Genomic DNA, 20326 nt, shown 5'->3' on the forward strand with positions numbered 1-20326 from the left:
TCTCCTATTTTACCAAGCAAGACGGAAATTCTACTCGTAGTTATGGTCGGGGGGCGGTAGATAACAGATTGCAGTTTATTTGTAAAATAACATTTCCGAATAAGCTCTTCGTTCATTTTTCCTACTTCGTTCACTCATTTGTCTATCCGGTTATTTGCGGTATTTCTCCCGGTATTCCTTCGGCAGCAGATTCCGGTGCTGCTTGAACACCTTGCTGAAATATTTCTCGTCCTGGAATCCGGATTGCTCCGCAACGGAATAAATGTATTCATTGGACGTGACGAGAAGCTCTTCGGCTTTGCGGATTCGCATTTCCGTTAACAGTTCATGGAACGACATGCCTACAATAGGACGGAAGCATTGGCCGAAATAGCTTCGGCTTAACGCAACCCTTTGCGCCACGTTTTCTTGATTCAGATTCTCGGATAATTCGTCATGGATAAGCAAAATGGCTTTATAGATCCCGATTGCCGTCTCTTCCGGGAAATTGCGCTGCTGCAGGAAAAGCCTCAGTTCGGTCAAGCTTTGCAGCAGCTCATGCCAATCCCATTGCTTCAGCATGGATCTATTTTCTACAAGCTCTGTCGGAGAGCCTTGAATAACGGACAACGCCTTCAGAAATTTGCCGACTACATCGCTCATGTACGAGGAGTTTGGCTCTGCTTCTTCCACCAGCTGAATCCAGGTTTGATACAAGCCCATATCAAAGATCCAGTGCATGGAGTGAAACATTCGGTCGATCTTCTCAAGAGGTTCCATGCCTTTCGCCGGGCGGCTGACCGCGGGAATGAATCGCAACGGGGATGGGAGATCTCGCCGGAAACGGTAAAAGACGCTTTCTTTCACTTGAGCGACCCAATCTTTCGTCGACATAAATTCCTTCTCCGGTGCCGTTTCGTATACAACGGGGATCCAGCTTTCGTATAATTGCTCTTCCTCCCAAAACTTATGAAGCGGTTTGACGTCGTAAATGCCATAGTCGGCAATGCGGAAGCAGCCTTGTTCGATAGGCATAATCGTAGGTGATGCCGGCCATGGAACCATATCCAGCTTCGCATGGGCTCGGGCCGGAACGACAATCAGCTCCGGGCACGATGATTTATGAACAACCGCCTGTTGCCGGTGCCTGGTTCCATCGCTAATCCGTTTCTCGATTCTGGCTAATGCCTCTTCCATCTTGCCTTCTTCAATTTGCGTCTTCACCAAATAGTCAATCGCTCCGGCATGCATCGCGTCTACCACGTACCCGAAATCCTGATGGCAGGTCAGTACGACAATCCAGATATGGGGATACTGCTGCTGCACCTCTTTCATCAATTCAAAGCCCGACATTTTGGGCATCGTCAAATCCGTGATCAAAACCTCAATCGGCTGAGCCGCTAGCTGTTCCAATGCTTTTTGTCCATTCTCCGCTTCCCCGACAATGTCAAAGCCATATTCCTTCCATGGGACCGTCAAAATAAGCCCTTTTCTCACAAAATGCTCGTCGTCTACAATTAATGTTTTCATTGAACAGCCTCCTTGTCCAGAATCGGAAGACGGATTCTTATAATCGTCCCCACGCCAATCTCACTCGTTATTTCGAATACATGCTCTTCGCCGAAATATTCCCGGATCATATGGTTTACGAATTTAAGGCCAATTCCCATTCCGCTCTTCCGCTTCTCGTTATCCGAGTACAGCAGTCTTTGAATCGTAGCGGGATCCATTCCCTGCCCGTTATCTTCGACCTCAATCATGAAAGAGGTTTCGTTTTCTTTGAACACGCGTACCGTAATTTGCCCGTTATCGTCCACAAACGCATGATACATCGCATTTTCTACCAAAGGCTGGATCAGGAACCGGATAATCGGCAGCTCCTCCGTATCCGGATCAATCTCGAATGCGACGTGGAAGTGATGATTGTAACGAATTTTCTGCAGCGCCACGTAATCCTTAAGCGCGGATATCTCTTCCCGGAGATGGACGATTTCTCCTTCTTTCCCCAAGTTATAATGCAAAATCCGGGAGAAAATAGAGACCAAATTCACGATTTCCTCCTGCTTGTGCATTCTTGCGATCCATTGAATCGTGTTCAGCGTGTTATGAATGAAATGCGGGTTAATTTGATACTTCAGCTTCTGCACTTCCAGCTTCCTCTTATTCTTCTCCTTCTCTTCCACTTCAACGATTAGATCCCGGATTCGGGTCCTCATCAGGTAGAACCGGTCCACCACTTCGTCGAATTCGATAATGTTCATGGGGACGTAGGGACGGTCGAACTGAAGATCGGTTGTCTGTTTAATTTCTTCCTTAAGCAAGCTCAGCTTCTGATTGATAAACCGCCAGGTCATCCAGGCCAGCAGAAGACAGATGATTAATGAACCAACCGCAATTAACCCGTAACGGATGGACCAGGAAATAATTTCGTCGGATAAATCTCTTTTGTTCACGACCGCGACGATCGACCAGTTGCCTTCGCCGCGCTGCACGAACAGTTTTTTTCCATTATCGTTAATTACCTGGCTGGATGAGCCGGATAATGACATTTCGGAGTTAATGGGATACGTATCCTTTAAATCGCTGTACAAAATTTTGTTCGTTGAATCAAGAATGAGGTAGTTCACGTTAAAGCCAAAGGCGTCTTTCGGAAACAAGTCTTGAACGACTTTGAAGTTGGTTTCGATATAGACATAAGTTTTGGGCAGGTTCCGGTTGCCCGTCATCTCCTGAACAATCGAGAATACAATGTTGTCGCTGTACAAATAAATGCTCGGATGTGGCCCTTGATATAAAGTAAGCGGGTCCGTGAACAAGGTTGGATATTCCATGGGATCTACGTTTTTCTTGAGCAGCATCGTTTGGAACAGATTCATCTGCTGCTCCGGAATGAAATAATACATCGGGCCAAGGCCTTGGTTCGCATAGCTGATTAACGTAAGCCGCGATTCAATGTCGCTTTGAATTTCCGATTTCAGGTTGTTCGGGATGGTTGGATTCATGTATTGTTCCAGACGTTTGCCAATATCCCCGTCCAGAGTAAGCTGCCGCGAGGCATAGCCCAGATTATCAAGGGAAGACTGCATCGAATGCTCGATCTCCTTCATCCGGCTCTGTACGCCCTTCTCGATGTTATTCTGCAAGATGGAATAAATCGAGTAATAGGAAATGCTGCCGATCAGCAGAATCGGAATGAGAAGATTGAGCGTCATGACGCTTCCTAATTTAAACATTAATGTATTGGTCCGTACAATTCTCGCTAATCCTTTTACCATCCTAATCCCCCGCTGCTCTGTATAGGAAAAGGACGCCCCCGCTCGCGGGAGACATCCTATGTTCATGTTACCATTATAAGTTTATTAATTATGCGTATTTACTGCCAAGCAGCAAGAAAATGCTCGACGTCCAAGTTATGCCGGGATCGCGCAATGCTCGTCCGGTCTTGGCATGGAAATTCTCAGCCATTCCGCTCTTCGCGACCAAGTTGCAGAATCTTCCGGCAAGATCCTTGGCAAATTCCTCTTCGCCTAACTCCCTTAAAGCATGGGATAATAGGAACATGGGAGGCGCCCAGATCGGACCTCTCCAGTATCCGTCCTCTTCGAATGAACTGCTGTCCAGACGTTCGCTCGCCAGTCCGTATTCCGTCAAGAAAGCTCCTTCAACCTTTAGCTCTTCTATCATACGGTCTCGGATCTCCTTAGGCAATTTTTCGCCGAGCAGTAAAGGCAGATACAGAATTAACGATTTGCTCTCCACAAACGCATGATTGCCTGCGCGTCTTGCCTTAAGCTTGCCTTCGTCAATAAAATGCTCAAGCATGTTGTCGAGCAGCTGCTGCGACCTTGTTCTCCAGCTGTTTGCTTCGGCCAGCATGCCAAGCTTTCTAGCGATCGTCTCAAGGGTCTCCATTTGAATAATCAAATAGGTAGCGAGATCGGGACTTTCAAGCGGCATGCCATCCGCGAATATCGTGCTGTTGTCCCATCCGCAGTCGTTGCCGTTATGATATTCCGGCATGCCGTCCTTATCGCTGTCCCGGTGATTGAACCACCAAAGCGTCCATTTCGCCAGCGAAGGATAAGCCTCAAGCAGATGGTCATTCGTCACCCATTCCGTTTGCTCCATCATCCATCGCAGCGCAAATCCATGGATTGGCGGCTTCACGTAACCTCTTACGAGATAGTTGTCCGTGATTGTATCCGGCAAGGCTCCAAACCGATCCTGGTGATCAAAAACAAGCATCCATTGATGCCAAGCCAGCTCCGGATCCTGCTCCGCAACAGCCATCGCATGGAAGCAATGGTCCCAGCTCCAGATGCCGCACATTCCGCTTTTGGATGCATACATTGTTGGCCGCGTGATATTCTCGTAAGGCCGAACCTGTACCATCCAGTTCAAATAGACGGCCAGCTGCCTCGCTTCCGAATAACGCTCGGGGAGCTGGAGAGAGGCTTGTTCATACGCCTCGAACTTGTACGCTGCAGCTTGCAGGCTGTCCGAGAAGGAGGAATACGTCCGTTCCTTCCACGAAATGCTGTCCCGGTATAGCTCCAGAACGCCCTCGGCAGAAGCTTCTCCCGCACTTGGCGCAATGTCGATGTTGACGTAATCCGCATTATCGCCGTTCCAGCTCGTGTTTACGTTCAAATCTCCCGCAGCGGCGGTTAAACGGATATGCTCGCGCGAGCCGTCCGAATTCACTTCGCATTGATTCGCGCCATAGGGAACAACGTGCGAGGCTCTAATAAATTGGAATCGAATGCTTACGTTTTCCGTCTGGACCTGCAAGGTAGTCGGATCTTCGAAGCAAATGACCGCGCTGCCACATTCCGACCGAAGCGCGATGCTTGCGGCTGATGCTTCTTCCTTGAACGGAACGGGATTCCCATCATGAAGGAGAACCAATCTAGCCACCCGCTGGCGGTAAACGTCTTTATGAAGCGATCTTATATAAAGGCCTTCCGGCTCATCTTCGTACGTCCCCATCCGGTTAATGGCGAAATAAGAGCCCGGATAACTAAAAGGTATTTTGGATACATCGACCTGCATAAACGAGATGCCCCCCTAATGTAAAGTATAAAAAGCCGATTCCGCGAGCCGGTAGGAAAATCGTTCGAAAATAGTCGATAATCGGCTGTTATTTGAACTTCATGTCTTTTGCTTCCTTTACGAAGAGATCAAGCTCATTGCCGTTCATGATTTTGTGGCCGCCAAGCTTGAAGTTGTCAAAGGTTACGCGTTCAACGGGATGTTGCGCATCGTATCCGCCGATAACGGAAATGGAATATCCGGGATTGTAGAGCGAGGATAAAACCTCGATATCCTTCAGAAGGATATCCTGGATTCGACCTCTTTCATTGTCGGTGTTGTACATGGAGCGCATGACCCGAAAATCGATCAGTTTATCGTAATAATGCTCGATTCGGATATTCTCGAATACGATGTCCCGTACCGTTGCGCGATCGCCTACATGAATGCTGAGCGCGGCGCCGTAACCGTTGACGGAGACGATATCGATATCATGGAACTTGACGTCTCTTACTTCGTCAATCGTCAGCTCATGGCCGATTTCAACCGCATTGCCTGATGGTCCGTTAACGAAGACGCAGGAGCGTACTTCAATGCTATGCACGTCTTTAGCCGCATACAGCATGGGGCTGTTCGGATTCTCCGACCAGTCAAACGCTTTAATAACAACGCAGTCATCGTTATTGCGGAGAATGCAATTCTCGATCAGCACATGCTGGCAGCCAACAATATCAATGCCGTCTGAGCTGACCACCTCGCCGATCTGCTTGATGCGGTCGATGTGCACGTGACGGCAGTTCGCCAGCATGATCATCCAGCACGGCGGTTCGACCATAATAATATCCCGAATCTCAACATTTGAGCAGTCGTACAGCAGGATCGTCCTGTAATCTCTCGTACCATGGAAATACGAACCGTCCAGTACGCCATTGCCATAGATTTTGATGTTCGACGCTCCGCTGGCGCGGACGCTGCCTTTAACCACGGCACCGTCTTCAATATAAATGGATTCATTGTCGCGAAGAACAAGCTCGCCAACTTCATAAACCTGTCCGCCCTTGAAATACAACGTCGCTTTTCCGTCATACGCCTGCTCCTCATTTCCATAGAAGAACAGGGGCAGAGAGATGCCCTCGATTTTGAGATGCAAATACCGGTTATCCTCCAAGGTAAATCGCGCGGAGTTGCCCGAAACCTCAACGGGAATATTTAGCTTTAGAGGGCTAATGGCCACGGAGCGGATTGGCGATGCTGCCTCGATCTCGACTACGGCTGAACCGGAATAAGAAGCCGGAACGAAATAAGCAACGTTTGTGCGAAGCACGTCAACCTTTCGGCCGTTTACTCTAACCGTCACCTCTTGGGCGCGGGGATAAGATATTGGGTAATGATGATGAATATTCATAGGTTAACTCCTTTCCTCCAGCTCGTCGTAACGAACGGAGATCACGCCGTATTGGCTGTAAAAAGATTCAAGACGCGGATCCAGAAGCATCCTGCGTTCGGCAGCCCGCTCCGCGGCGATGTCCGCGCCGTCCAACTCGGCGTTGCCGAATTGCCGCATCTCGACGCTGTCTAGACCCGGATGCAGAATGACGGTATATAGCCCTTCCGGAGCTGCTTGTATATCTTGCATATGCCGGGATAGATAAATCTGGGCCAGATCATTCGGATCTGCCAATTCCACTGCCGCAGCTTCGGCTGCCCTTGGAAGCGGCTGAAAGTAACGATGGAAATTGACGAGGTCTTCCTGTCGGCACCAGTTATCGAGCCACTCCGCATAACCCTTCACGGAATAGCTGAAAAACATATGCTCGTCGACGTACGAAATCGGGAATCCGACCTCTCGGAGCCGATCATATTGCGCGAGAGTCTCCGCAATGGCTTCTTCTAAATTCACATTCCCCATAAGGGATGGATGAGACAGGAAGTACCCTTGTTCATCTATAAGGCTTGGCACTTGTTCACAAGGAAGCACAGGCTTCCATTTCACGCGGTCCCATTCGGCATTCATCGTAATATGCATGCCGAAGCAAATCTCTTTGCAATCGGCGAGCAGCAAGGCACCCTGCTCCAGGTAAGACCCCGGAGCCATCACGCTGACGTTTCTCAGAAAGCCGTGCTCGCAAGTTTCCGCAATCGCTTGATTCGCCGACAGGCTGCCTCCGAAATCATCGCCCCGAAGCAAGAGCCGTATCATACCGTCACCGGCAAATAACGGCTGATCTGCTCCGCCAAATGATTCGAAATCTCGAGATGTCCTTCTTCGGAGGGATGAATGATGTCGTAAGTTAACAGAGATGTTTTGGTAAGCAGCTCTTTGCCGGGGATATGAATCAGCTTTGGTCTGTTCATTTGCTTGACTTTTTCTGCTACGATGCTGCGGAATTGCTGTCCAAGCTCTCCGTTTCTCACGTCTCCCATGTAGGTGAACAGATCGGTTACAAAGATCCACTTATCCGGATGAGCATCCGCGATGGTCGAAATAAAATAATCGACGCGCTTCCTGAATTCCTCCGGCGAACCCGGGACTCCATTCTTGACGTCCCAAATCATGTTTATGCCGAGCTCGATAAAGGCAAACTCCCAACCGTGCAGCTGCGCGATATAATCCGCCATCTCCGCGTCAATCATAGCCGCGCCGGCCATGGACAAGCTCCATAGATCCACGCCAAGCTTCTCGGCCGTGCGCATGCTGTAAGCTCCAGTTGGACGAACGGCTGACGCGCCACTGGAGATCGACGAACCGTACAGGAGCATTTTACGCTCCGGCATGCTGCCTTCTCTTGGCAGCTCCGTCTCCCCCTCCACGCCAACTAGAGCGATATGGCTCTCATAAGGGAGGATGACGCGTACGAGATCCGGCGAAAAACGGAGCTGCTCTTTGCCTGCAATCATTTGCATAAGCTCCATTTCCTTCGGACGTTCAATCTCGATTTCCGTCACATGGGTACCCAGAATCCGAGGAGCGTTCTCCTGGAAGGTTCCGTGATATACCTCGGCAACGGTGTGTCCTCCTGTCAGCTGATCCGCGTTCAGCACGGCAAACTTTAGCTTTACGCGATCCGATTTCATATGAAAACGGATCTCGACGGAGCCTGTCTTGAGTGCCGAATCATGCGCAATTTCGTGCAGCTGCAGCCGCAGAGCATTCGGAATGCGGCACAATTGCACCTCTTCTCCGCCTTGCACCGGCTTGAGCTCCACGACATTATGCAAATAGAGATTTTTATAATTCACAAAGGATCCTCTCCTAATAAGTGACGTTATAAAGTTTATATTTTTCATTGCGGAATACTTTGTAGAACTCTAGTACGTTCTCTTCTGTACCCGCATAACAGCAACGCTGGCAATAATATTCATCTTCCTCCTTGTCATAAGCGAGCAAGTAATCGATCTCTCTGGCGAAGCAGGAAGGGCATAGCAGCAATTTCATCGTTTTTCCGCGTTGAGCCATGATGACAGGACACCTCCGAGCTGAACTTTTTTCTCAAGCGTGAGCTTGTAGTAGGGTTTGAACAGGACGCCTTCCTTCACGCTGCCCCAATCCGCTTCCCCTTCGGGAGTCAGGGACAACTGCGTGCGGATTTGCGGGATAATGGCCTTCACTTCCGCCGGAGCCGCAACGCGCGCTTCCTTCGAACGGTAAGTAAACGGGATCGTGTGCTTCTCCTCTTGATGCGACAGTACGGTCAATTCAATGCCTCGCATATCCTCCGGATACACCGTTGTTCCGTAACAGCCGTCGAGCACTTCCGTCAGTGTAATTTCAGCCGTTGGATCGGACAGCTCAAGAACGCGTCGTTCAATAAGAATTCTGCCATCTCCCGTGAAGGTGAACGCGGATTCCAGCGTAACCTCGAGACCGCCAACTTGAATGCGGATCGGCTCGACTACAAGCTGCTGCTTGCCATCCGGCGTACGTTCGATTCTTCCCTTGGCGCGTTTTCCTTCAATGCTGGCCGATGCATCTTCATACTTGATCACGCAGCGGTGTCCGGAATGGCCGCGATGCTCCCGAGCAATGACATACGGATAGTTGCCGTTCCACAAAATGTCCGTATCCGGTCCGGTATCGCCGGACAACTCCCCGACATACGGGCGGAAATCGCAAATAACGCCGCCAATATTCAAATCAATAGCCGCGCGGAAATAGGAATCCGCGTACCAGAACGTTTGGCGTTTCGTGCCGGCGAGGATGTCCTTCCACAAGGTGACTTCCGCCGCTCCGGCACCAATCTCCGTTTTGTAAAAGTCGGCGAATTCGCTCATCGTCATGAATTCCACTTCGCCTTGCTCCGCCTTCCCTTTCAGGTATTGCAGGGAATCGATATATAATGCGCGCGCATGTTCAAAGTTATCGACAAAGATATTGCCGGGCACTACCCACGGCGTGCTGACAAATACGTTGTAATAGGAGAAGCCGTTATAGTTCTTCTGCTCAATCCATTGGTCAACGAACCGGTGCATGTACGGGCTGTTTGGGCCATCATTTGCTTTCGCTCTCATCACATTGGCGGGATGGGAAGAGAAATAATCGTCACGGCTTGTCAGCGCAAGCACCATGTCACGATTCAGATGCGGTAGGGCAACGAGATCAATGGAGTTTTCCTTATCCCGACCGGGAGCCAGATAGTGATATTTCGAAGGATAGAAGGCCCCCCAAGGTCCGCCGTCGCTGAACAAATACCAGGAGCCGTTATTGCCCTCGAACATCTTGACGCCTTCTTCGAAACAGTTCGTGATGGACGTTTTCACCTGCGGATATTTTTCTTTAATATAAAGCGTTGTTTCTGTGTCCATGATATAACCGCCTATGGCAGTTGGCACAAACCCGAATTCCGCTTGGAATACCCCGAAGATGCGGTCCACGATATTCTTTTTCGACGAATAGGAATGCAAATACAAGGCCTGCTCATCGCTTTCCGCGTATGGAAGCATTTCCTCGCACATCATGTTGTGGAAATGAATGCCTATTTCATCGCCTAGCGCCATTTGGGTCTTTACGTAAGCCACCATATCCGGATCGCATAGCCCCTCGTATGACAACAGAATCGTTGTTCGAATGCCGGCGCGGTGAGCTTCATCCTGTTGAAATTTGATTCCTTCCAGCATAGACGCCCCCCGGTCTGCGCGGTGAATGACGTTTACGTACATCTTGCTCATGCCTGTCCCTTCTTTCTGCTCGTATATCCTCCTCATTATAGAGGCGGCTACCGAAACTAGAGTGGGACAATAGATTGCTGCAGGTAGGAAGATCGAGTGATTATGCTCTCGAAAAAAAAAGCAGGCTTGTGGCGAATTCCACTTTCAGGATTCTCCACGGCCTGCCGGGTATAACGATATTAGGCTTCGCTTCGTCTAAGACGGAGCACGTAATCATCATTTGTAGCGCTGGCGCTGCTCCCTACCTTAGGGCACTCGAACTGAACGGCTTGTCCCGACGCTTGAACAACATGCGGTTCCATAAATTCTCCTGTTCTCGGGTTATACCAGGTCGTTTCGTAGCTCCCGGCTTGCAGTTGAAGCTCGATGTTCTGGGGAACCGGGGTATATACGATGTACAGATCACCCTCATCGGCCAGACAGAACGCATCCGGCTGCTTGACCAAAGCTTCACTCGGATTCGCCTTCCACCACGCACAGGTTTCGAAGAACGCCGCAATATGGGCAAAACCTTCGAGCAGCCTCATCGAATCATCGCCGCGCCCGTTAACCCAGCCGCCGAGTCCATGTCCCGCGTATTCTCCGCTTGTCTGATAACAGCCTGCCATATAGATTTCCCACGCTCTGCGCCGCAGCGTATCGCGGCTTCTCATCGGGTATACTTTACCTTCGCCCCAAGCCGTCGGGTAATGATCCTCATAGCCAAACTCTTCGTTGATTTGGGGGATGATTCTACCTGTTTGCAGCTGCAATTCCCTGTTATGCCGCATGTACGAATAGCCGCCGCTCTCATCCCAGCTTTGATAGACGGCAAAATCAGCCCAACCGGACATCCGGAATTCAAAGGTTCCATGCCCGTGGCAGGTCATAAGATGATGATAGGGATCGCATGATTGAAGATAATGCCCCATCCGTTCCACCCATTGATGCGGACGAATCAAACGGTATTCATTCGTCAGGTCCCAGGTTATATTAGGGAAAGCTGCCAGCCGTGACGCCGCATAACGGAAATACCTCTGTTCGTCTTGTCCGCCCATCAGAAACTTGCCAAAGGGATCAGCACCCTTTCGGTAAGCGTCTACATACATAATGATAGAAAGAACGATATCTTTCTGACGGGCGTATTCGACTGTCCGCTCCAGCTTATGCCAATAAGCCAAGTCGAACCTTGTTACGTCCCATCCCGGATTTTCCGCATCATCCGGACGTTCTGCCTTCCAAGGGCCATAGCAGAAGGTGAAATCCTCCGACTCGTATACCGGTTCGAACCAGGCCATCGCATTGCGCACCCGGCTGGAGCTTAACCCGATTCGCACCCGGTTGACTTTATGGTGATGAAAGCGGTCCAGCGTGCGCCTGATTTCTTCTTCCTTGCGAATGCCGGGCAAATGGTAAGCCGTCATCCCGTTATAGAAGTAATGCTCGCCCGTTCCCTCCCATACGAAATGAAAAGGATGCTCCTCATCTACCCGGATCAGTCCTCGGTTATCGCCTGCTATGGCATCGAAATGCCCTTCATGTGACCATGCCTTGCCCCCGTATTGGAAAGAGACCGTGTAAACGTACCGCCCCGCCGAACGCGGCATGAAACGAATCCGATACAAGCTTCCGTCTTCCGAATCGCAAAACCCGTCTACCGGAATAAGACTGTCGCGATTTTCCGCCGTTCCGAGCTCGCCATCGGGCGTGCCGTGTTGAAAGGTAAATAAGTCTTCATCGCGTCCGAATTGTCCAATGATCTCCACTTCGGTGAATGGATTGCGAAATGCCGGTTCATCAACCTGAATAACGATCTCATAGCAATCATAAGCGGCAACCGCGCTTGCCGTAACCGGTACAAAGGAAATGTTCATCCAGATAGCTCCGTTCCTAGTCATAGTAGTCTTGATATGAATTTCACCCTTATCTTACAGGAGAGCTTCCATCAGATGCGTAGGAGTTATGACTGTTCTTGGATAGAAAATGGTCAGGTATTTCCTTAATCCTCATAAGGACGTATCTCTTGAACGAGACTGCACGAATGCTCTTCCCAGCGCTCCAGCAACCGGTCGTAAAAGGGAAGCTCCTCGCTGCCCGCGATCAGCCCCCGCTGATCCAGCTCGCGGATAAAAGCCCGGATGCCGTCTTCCCAGCGGATTGTATACCGGAAACCCAACACCTCACGGGCTGCCGAATTATCGAAGATCGTTACATTCCTGAAATTCTCGGCGCACCATTCCGCCCGCTTTGGCAGCATCGCCTGCAAAAGATCCGTCGGTATATGGACAAGCTTCGGAACGGGTGCTTGAAGCGCCTTGGCAACAATCGTCCAGTATTGATTGAAGGTCATCCACTCTTCACCGGTTACGTTAAAGGCGCGGCCAACGGCCTGCTTATTGCCGATTGCGTTCACGAAAGCGGCCGCCGCATCATCCCGATGGCAGGCAACCCATAACGACGAGCCGTCGCCGTGAACAATAATCGGGCGTCCCTCCCGCAGCCGGCGCATCTGATACTCCCCGCTTCCGATGGAAGCAATAGCGCCGGATGTACCTCCATAGGTCTGGGCAAGCCGTATGATCGTAACGGGCAACTTTGCTGAGGCGTCCAGCAGAATATCTTCCGCTTCCTTCTTGCCGCAAGCATAAGGGAAGGTTGCAGCCGGGTTCCTCTCATGCGCCTCGTCAATCGGATAATATTTTGCCGTCTTCGTATATACGTCAACCGTGCTGCAAAAAACATACTGCTTCGTCTTGCCGCTTAATAATTCAACCGCGTCTCTGGCATGCTGCGGCGAAAAGGCAGCCATGTCGATAACGCAATCGAATTCCGATTCACATTGAATGGCTTCCAGCAGCGACTGCTTGTTGCCACGGTCCGCTTGAATGCGGCGGACGCCATCCGGCGAAGGCCTGCTGCCCCGATTCAGATGAACCACTTTCGTCATTTCCTCTGCGAGCAGCCGTCCGGTAATCGCTTCGCTGATCATGCCCGTGCCGCCGATGATTAACACTTTTCTCATAACGGTAATCCCTCCATCCTTAACAGCTTCACACGCCGGCCCGGATCGCCGGAACCGTAATCCGCACGGAGGTTCCCATCCCTTGACCCCCGCCAAACTCCACGCCGTAAGCCTGACCGTATTGAAGCTTGATTCGTTCATCGACATTGCGTACGCCGTAGCCTATCCTTGCGCCATCCGGATCATTCATTTGCCGAAGCTGCTCTCTGCTCATCCCTACTCCGTCGTCAACAATGCCAAAGACGATGGTTTCCCCTTTCCGTCTAGCCGTCAGCTTTAACGACATCCGATCCTCGAAAAAAGCATGCTGTAGCGCATTTTCCAGAAACGGCTGCAGAATGATTTTGATCGTCTCATACCCGTATACCGAAGGCTCGATGTCATACCATACCTGAATCCGGTCCCGGTGCTTGATTTTCTGAATTTCCAAATAAGTAATAGCCTGCTCCAGCTCTTTCGTAACGGGAATATGCGTCTTGCCCTCGTTAAGCGTAAGTCTGTAAAATTTCGCTAACCCCATAACCATGTCGTGCAGCCTGTCGATCTCGCCCATCTTGGCCAGTCTGCTGATCGAGGATAACGTATTGTACAGGAAATGCGGATTAATTTGCGCTTGCAGCGTCTCGAGTTCAGCTTCCTTTTTCTCAATGTTAGCCAGGTATACCTCTTGAATCAGCCGGTCGATGTCTTTGCTCATTTTATTGAAAGCCCTTGCAATTTGAGCGAATTCATCGGCGCCATTAATCTCCATCCGGTTTCCGAAATCGCCGCTCCGGAACGCGTTCAAGGAAGCGATGACCCTTTTTACCCCATTAGAGAAATAACGCGAAATTAATATACCTATCGCAATAAGGACGATCGTGCTTATAAAACAAACGAGCAGCGTCAAATTCCGGACATGCCTGGCATCTTTCTCCAGGACCGATTGCGGAAGCGACGCGACAATTTTCCAGCCTAACCCGGGCAAGACATCCTCTATCTTAAAGGTTTGCGTTCCAGCATGCTCTCCGGAGATATCCGGTCTCACGCCCGACAGACGCATGGTCGCGCCTTTGCCGTCCGCAACCAAAATCGTGCTGGATTCTCCCAGCTTGCGGTAATCGGCAGCTTCGAGCAAAGCATCCACCTTGACCATAATGCGGAGAATGCCGAATGTCCTTCCCTTATCGAAATCGACAAGGCGGCGGATCATCGATACATTGCCGAATTGCCCGTCATTCTCAACCTGGCTCCAGACATATTCTTCTCCCCTGTATACCTTAGGGTCGATGACCTCCGGATTGGCTTGCCAAGGCAAGTCTTTGTACCAGGATTCTTCCTCGATACGCGACAGATGGTAAATATCAAACCGGTTGTTCTCGTCAAGCGGATCCTTCCGCGAATCCAGTTCACCGTAGATCTCGGGAAAAGACTCCTCGGCCAAATAAAGCCGGACCTGCAGCTTCCCGCTTGCCCGGAGCATAATGTTTTGCAACGTTGGCAGCATGTAATTCTGCAGCGAGTCGTAGCTTGTCCAGCCCGCCTTGTAGGTTCGCAGCAGCTTCTGAACGGTAAGATCATAGAACAGCTGGTCCGAGCTGCGTTTGATTTCGGATGATTTATAATCGATATTGTCCCGCATCTGCTCCAAGGTACCGCTAAGATTAACCCGGGTCTGTTCCTTAATGGAGTGGACCGAGGATTGGTAAGCGATCATGCCGACAACGGCGGTTGGCGTTAAGGCGAATACCAGGTAAGAGATCATTAGCTTGAAGCCGAAGGACATCCGCTTATCCTTAAGTCCAAGCAATCGATTCATCAACGCTGCCTCCTGAACTCGTTCGGCGAAAGCCCGTAAGCATCCCGGAACAGCTTGTTGAAGTGGGTCAGATTTTTGTAACCGACGCTGAACGCCACCTCGTACACCTTGCGTACCGGATCCTGCAGCATTTCATGGGCTTTGGTGAGGCGCTGGCGGATAACGAACTCGCTGAAGGTAACGCCCCTCTCTTCCTTGAAAAGATGTCCCAGATAGTTGGGCGAGAACGAGAAACGGTCCGCAACTTCCCTCAGCTCAATGCTCCGGTCTAGATGGGCATTGACGTAATCTTCAATCTCTTTCATGATCTTATGATTTTTCTTCTGTTTTTTTCTTTGCAAGGATTCCGAAATTTCGAAAAACCGTCTGCGCATCCACGACTGGATGTCGTATACGGTCTCGAAATGATAGAGAATATCCAGCTGCTCGAAACGGATGCCCAAGAGACTTTCCAAATTCTCGTTAACGCTTTCAAGATACGTATCAAGCTTGGAGAGAATATGCTGGGCGAAGGACTGGACATGAAGCTTCCGGTCGAGCCGCTTGATGAATGCGAATAAACTCTCGAGGCAATCGTCTATCTTTACAAGATCGTATTGCATCATAGCGTTGAAAAGCTCGTCCAGCATCATTTCCGGACGGCTGCCTTCCGAATCTCTTTCTTCAATATTCATGGATCGTATCAAGCGGTTTTTCCCTGACAGCCATTTATGCTCCAATATCCGGCTTGCCTCCGAGTAAGCAGCCGGCAATTCGGCAAGCGATGAGAATGGAGTTCCTGCGGCAACCGTAATGGTTCCGTTTAATCGCTCTCTGACCATGGAAAGGAGCTGGGCTCCCCGTGCTTCCGCCGACTCTTCGTTAATGTCAATGACGAGAAGCATCCGAATCGAATCGATCCGGAACGCAAATAAAGCTCCCAGCAAGCGGGAACAGCTTTCTATTACCTTCATCGCTTGATCGGCTTGCTCATCGCCGGAATCGGACTCCGTTCGTTTTAAATAATTGAGGCCGGCATCATCCAGCTCCGCTAATAAGGCTGTATAGATGGATTCCTTTTTTTCCAATTCCGCCTCGGCAAGCCAGTCTTCTTCCGCGGCAGGCAAATATTCTCCCCTCAGCCACCTTTTCATTTTTTGTTCCCGGATAAGCGGAGCAGACTCTCTATACTTCTCGTCCAGAGCGCCGCGATAGCGTTCGGTATCCAGCTGAGAACGGATTTCCTGGAGCACTCGAATAAGCTCTTCCTGGTCAACCGGCTTCAGAACATAACCGTTTGCATTCATCTGAATCGCTTGCCTGGCGTATTGAAATTCCTCATGCCCGCTTACGAATACGACCTTAATACCCAGATGCGTATCCTTGAGTTTGCGAACGAGCTCCAGTCCCGACATAATCGGCATGCGGATATCCGTGACCAGCACATCCGCCTCATTGTCTCTCAAATACTCCAGGACTTTATATGCGTTTGTCGCCTGGTACACAACCTCCATACCAAGCTCCTTCCAAGGCATGAGGAGCTCCATGCCCTCCAAATCAAGCATCTCATCATCGGCAAGTATTACGCGATACATGGTAGTCACCTCGATTCCCGTCTTTACCGGCGGCTCTAGCAAATAAAGGCAGAGCCGAGCAGATATAGCTATAGTATATCTGCTCGGCCCCTTCGCTCACAGTGCAAAATATTCTTATTTGCCTATTTGCCGGCTATTTGCTTCAGGTTGTTCTGCCAAGCCTCCGTCTCGAAATCCAGCAGCTTCTGATAGCCTTGCGACATGGCTTCTTCTTCCGCTTTTTTCAGAATGGCATCTACTTCCTCATCGCTCTTGGCGAACAACGCTTGCGCATAATATTTCTTGAAGATCTCGTCAACAGCCGTTTTGGCAATGCCGGCCTCGGTATCGCCGGCAGGCATCAGATTAACGAAAGCCGTCAGATCCTGGGACGTTTTCCAGGTTACCGCCGCCTGCTGCGTATCCGGCCATTGCACCTGCTCCGGCTTCATCTTCGCGTTGTTGGCCATCTTCATCGTATCCAAATACGTCGTGTTGCCAACCCATGCCCAGCGGCCAAGCTTATCCTTGTCCTTTTCCTCTTGCGGCGTATTAAACCAGGTATCGTTCAGGATGGGATACTCGTTTGCATCCATTTCATCCCAGTACTTTCCTTTGGGTCCGAAGTATATAGTCGACATGCCTTCCGGACCTGTAAGCCAGTCTAAATAGGCAAAGATGGCTTCCGGATCCTTGGCAGCCGTCGTGATGACGTTAACGTTCCAGCCCAGCTTGTTATAATTGTTCGGATACACCTTGTCCTTGCTCACGCCGTCTTTGTGAACCGGCCAAATGACTTCGTAACCGCTGTCCGGATCGTTTTTCCGCATCAAGGTATTGGCCGCGCTGATTTGATTTTCCAGTACGGAATAAGACACGAATACGGCTGCTTTTCCGTTCGTAAGCTTCTCAAATACCTGCTCCTTCTTCTCCGTTAACGAATCCTGCGTCATCAGCTTCTCTCTGAACAGCTTGCTTGCGTATTTCATCGTTTCGTTAAACACCGGATCGGTGAAAATCGAGACAAACTTGCCGTCCGCAGGCACTGCGCGGTTCTGACCCGGCCAGTTCGGCGAATAACCTTCGCCAAAGCCGGAAGCGAGAATTTGAACGCCTTGTGCCTCAACGTCCGTCTCAAGCGGCACCATATCCGGGTAAGCTGCTTTGACCTTCTGCAGATACGCATACAAATCGTCAAAGGTCTCGAGCTTTGGAGAGCCCAGATCCTTATATACCTTGCGATTAATTAAATAACCCGCGTTCCCGTTAGCGGAGGTCGTGTACCAGTTCGGCATTTGATAGATATGGCCGTCCGGGGAGCGGAGCATGTTAATTGTCTCGTCGCCCATCCACTTCTTGAAGTTCGGATATTTGTTATAGTAATCGTCGAGCGGAACCAGCTTGCCGGCTTGGCGGAGCTTCTCCACATCCGGTCCGCGGTCCAGTAGAATGACGTCCGTCAGATCGTCGGTAGCGAGCATGGTGCTGAATTTCTGCTGCGCGGCGCCGCCTGATTGAACCGGATCAATCGTGACTTTCAGGTTATCCTGAATCCACTTCGTGGGAACGTCGTCCGCCCAGGGATCAAGCGTCAGCCAATCATAATTGCCGTACATGGAAAACTTAAGCGGTTGGCTGCCAAGCTGGAAGCCGGCCGGCGATGCGGATGCGTTATCGGAGGATGGCGTTGATTCACCGGATGTTCCGGTCGTCGGAGAAGCTTCCGGTTTGTTGTTGCCATTACTGCAGGCTCCGAGAACCGAGCTTGCAATAAGGAGCGCGGACGCGATGGCAAACCATGATTTCCTTGATCTCTTCATTGTCTAAGTAATCCCCTCTCGTCATTCTTTATTATATATAGAAACTCTTCGGGAGGAAGCAGCTAGGCTAACAGCCTATCCGAAGAAACTCTACCCCTTGATGGAACCTACCAGAACGCCTTTTACAAAGTATTTCTGCAAAAAGGGATAGATAAGAATGATAGGCATAGAGGCGACAAGCATCGTAGCCATGCTGAGCGATTTGCTTGTGACGGTCTGAATCTTGCCGACGGCGTCAATCGCGGAAGCATTTCCCCCGGTCTGGGTCGCGAGCATTTCGGTCGCCAGATTGGAGTTCAGAATCTGCTGCAGAATGGAAGAGATGGGAAGCAAATTCATCTTATTGATATAAATAGCGGCGGTGAACCAGTCGTTCCAATGGAAGACCGCCGTGAACAACGCCAACGTGGCGAACACCGGCCCCGATACGGGAATAACGATTCGGACGAAGGTTCCGATATTCGTGCAGCCGTCCATTCTGGCCGACTCCTCCAATCCGTCCGGCAGCTCGCGGAAGAAGGTCCGGAAGATAATCATGTTGTATACGCTGATCAAGGATGGAATAACGAGCACCCAGAACGTATTGTTCAGATGAAGTTCCTTGTTCAGAACGAACGAAGGAATGAGTCCGCCGCTGAAGAACATGGTGAAGATGCAATAGAACATATAGGGCTTGAAGAATAAAATCTTCGGCTTCGATAGTCCGTAAGCCAGCATCGAGGTTAAAGCAACGGATAGCGTGGTCCCGACAAGAACACGCAAGACCGAGATCAGAAAAGCGTGGGTAAGCCGTCCGTCTTCGAAGACCAGCTTGTAGTTGTCCAGGGTAAATACTCGCGGCCACAAGGTGATGTCGCCCCTCGCCGTATCGGCACCTGCATTAAATGAAATGACAATGGCGTTCCAGAACGGATACAGGGTTACGATACCCAGCAGAATCAATGCGACGTATACAATGGATTGGAATACCTTCTCGCCAGAGCTAAGCTTTGTCATATGAGAATCCTCGTTTCTTCGTTTCTAGCCTTACCACAAGCTTTGACCCGATCTTCGGGCCAACCGGTTTGCCCCGATGAGCAGCAGCACGTTAATGGCGGATTTGAACAATCCGACGGCAGCCGCATAAGAGAAGCGCTGGTTCTGAATGCCGATCCGGTATACGTAAGTATCGATGACATCGGACACGTTGCGGACAATCGCGTTAACCCCGTTGTTCGTCAAGATCAGAATATCCTCAAAGCCCGCGTTCATCACATTGCCAACCGCCAGGATCATGAAGATGACGATGACGGGCATGATGCTTGGCACCGTAATGGAGAACATCTGCCGGAAGCGGTTCGCCCCGTCGATGGAAGCCGATTCGTACAAGTGGGGATCTATGCCGGAAATGGCGGCCAGGTAGACGATGGATGCGAAGCCGATGTCCTTCCACACATTGCTCGCAATCAGGATTCCCCAGAAATAATTCGATTCGGAAAGCCAATTTACCGGCTCGTCGATTAGGTGCAGCTTCATCAGCAGTATATTAATGCTGCCATTGTCAACGGATAACATGGAGATGACGAATCCACCGACAATAACCCAAGACAGGAAGTGAGGTAAATAACTTACGGTCTGGATGATTCGCTTAAAGGCAGCCTTGCCTACTTCATTCAGAAGGAGCGCAAGCGCGATGGGTGCCGGGAAGCTGAAGATCAGCTTCAACAGGCTTACGACAACCGTGTTCCGCATGATGGTCCAGAAATCCGGAGAATGGAAGAACATCCGGAAGTGTTTGGTTCCCGCCCATGGACTGTCGGCAAAGCCCTTGAACAAGTTATAATCCTGAAACGCCGTCACCACGCCGTACATGGGCAGATAGCTGAACACAAAGAGCAGCAGCACGCCCGGAATAATCATGAGGTGAATATCCCATTCTCGTCTTAATCGTTTTTTTAACGGTAATTGTGTTCTCATCCTAACTGTCCCTCCAGTAACC

Annotated in this window: 15 protein-coding genes; all 15 read right to left on the minus strand. The window is 50.4% G+C overall.

Annotated elements, in window-relative coordinates:
• Positions 1 to 150 precede the first annotated feature (150 nt).
• The 15 genes from PGL01S_RS03620 to PGL01S_RS03690 all read right to left on the minus strand — a co-directional run bounded on the left by PGL01S_RS03620 (position 151) and on the right by PGL01S_RS03690 (position 20304).
• The gene (locus tag PGL01S_RS03620) at positions 151 to 1509 is read right to left on the minus strand and encodes a response regulator (protein ID WP_127491476.1); all 1359 of its coding nucleotides are present in this window, start codon (positions 1507 to 1509) and stop codon (positions 151 to 153) included.
• The gene (locus PGL01S_RS03625; RefSeq protein ID WP_164775363.1) at positions 1506 to 3254 is read right to left on the minus strand and encodes a cache domain-containing sensor histidine kinase; all 1749 of its coding nucleotides are present in this window, start codon (positions 3252 to 3254) and stop codon (positions 1506 to 1508) included. The genes PGL01S_RS03620 and PGL01S_RS03625 overlap by 4 nt, the downstream gene beginning before the upstream one ends.
• Before the next feature lie 88 nt (positions 3255 to 3342).
• The gene (locus PGL01S_RS03630; protein WP_127491480.1) at positions 3343 to 5031 is read right to left on the minus strand and encodes an amylo-alpha-1,6-glucosidase; all 1689 of its coding nucleotides are present in this window, start codon (positions 5029 to 5031) and stop codon (positions 3343 to 3345) included.
• A gap of 88 nt (positions 5032 to 5119) precedes the next feature.
• A complete protein-coding gene (locus tag PGL01S_RS03635; protein ID WP_127491482.1) occupies positions 5120 to 6415 on the minus strand; it encodes a glycosyl hydrolase family 28 protein in 1296 nt (431 codons plus the stop codon).
• Between the two features lie 3 nt (positions 6416 to 6418).
• Positions 6419 to 7210 carry a ChbG/HpnK family deacetylase gene (locus PGL01S_RS03640; protein ID WP_127491484.1) on the minus strand — a complete coding sequence of 264 codons (792 nt, stop codon included), beginning with the start codon at positions 7208 to 7210 and terminating at the stop codon, positions 6419 to 6421.
• Entirely contained in the window at positions 7207 to 8250 is a 1044-nt protein-coding gene (locus tag PGL01S_RS03645) for an SGNH/GDSL hydrolase family protein (protein ID WP_164775364.1), read from the minus strand. Before PGL01S_RS03645 ends, PGL01S_RS03640 begins: the two co-directional genes overlap by 4 nt.
• Before the next feature lie 13 nt (positions 8251 to 8263).
• Positions 8264 to 8467, minus strand: a complete 204-nt coding sequence (locus tag PGL01S_RS03650; protein ID WP_127491488.1) for a hypothetical protein — start codon at positions 8465 to 8467, stop codon at positions 8264 to 8266.
• A complete protein-coding gene (locus PGL01S_RS03655) occupies positions 8443 to 10176 on the minus strand; it encodes a DUF3863 domain-containing protein (RefSeq protein ID WP_127491490.1) in 1734 nt (577 codons plus the stop codon). Before PGL01S_RS03655 ends, PGL01S_RS03650 begins: the two co-directional genes overlap by 25 nt.
• Positions 10177 to 10355: 179 nt before the next feature.
• Complete coding sequence (locus PGL01S_RS03660; protein ID WP_164775365.1) at positions 10356 to 12029, minus strand: apiosidase-like domain-containing protein; 1674 nt, start codon at positions 12027 to 12029, stop codon at positions 10356 to 10358.
• Between the two features lie 125 nt (positions 12030 to 12154).
• Positions 12155 to 13177: an NAD-dependent epimerase/dehydratase family protein gene (locus PGL01S_RS03665; protein WP_164775366.1), complete on the minus strand. Its 1023-nt coding sequence runs from the start codon at positions 13175 to 13177 to the stop codon at positions 12155 to 12157.
• A gap of 28 nt (positions 13178 to 13205) precedes the next feature.
• Positions 13206 to 14975: a cache domain-containing sensor histidine kinase gene (locus PGL01S_RS03670; RefSeq protein WP_127491496.1), complete on the minus strand. Its 1770-nt coding sequence runs from the start codon at positions 14973 to 14975 to the stop codon at positions 13206 to 13208.
• Positions 14975 to 16549, minus strand: a complete 1575-nt coding sequence (locus PGL01S_RS03675; RefSeq protein ID WP_127491498.1) for a response regulator — start codon at positions 16547 to 16549, stop codon at positions 14975 to 14977. Before PGL01S_RS03675 ends, PGL01S_RS03670 begins: the two co-directional genes overlap by 1 nt.
• A gap of 122 nt (positions 16550 to 16671) precedes the next feature.
• A complete protein-coding gene (locus PGL01S_RS03680) occupies positions 16672 to 18348 on the minus strand; it encodes an extracellular solute-binding protein (RefSeq protein ID WP_127491500.1) in 1677 nt (558 codons plus the stop codon).
• 90 nt (positions 18349 to 18438) lie between these two features.
• A complete protein-coding gene (locus tag PGL01S_RS03685; RefSeq protein WP_127491502.1) occupies positions 18439 to 19344 on the minus strand; it encodes a carbohydrate ABC transporter permease in 906 nt (301 codons plus the stop codon).
• Positions 19345 to 19374: 30 nt separating this feature from the next.
• Positions 19375 to 20304 carry an ABC transporter permease gene (locus tag PGL01S_RS03690; RefSeq protein ID WP_244935497.1) on the minus strand — a complete coding sequence of 310 codons (930 nt, stop codon included), beginning with the start codon at positions 20302 to 20304 and terminating at the stop codon, positions 19375 to 19377.
• Positions 20305 to 20326: the final 22 nt, after the last annotated feature.

Source organism: Paenibacillus glycanilyticus NBRC 16618 (genome assembly GCF_004000805.1).
Lineage (GTDB): Bacteria > Bacillota > Bacilli > Paenibacillales > Paenibacillaceae > Pristimantibacillus > Pristimantibacillus glycanilyticus.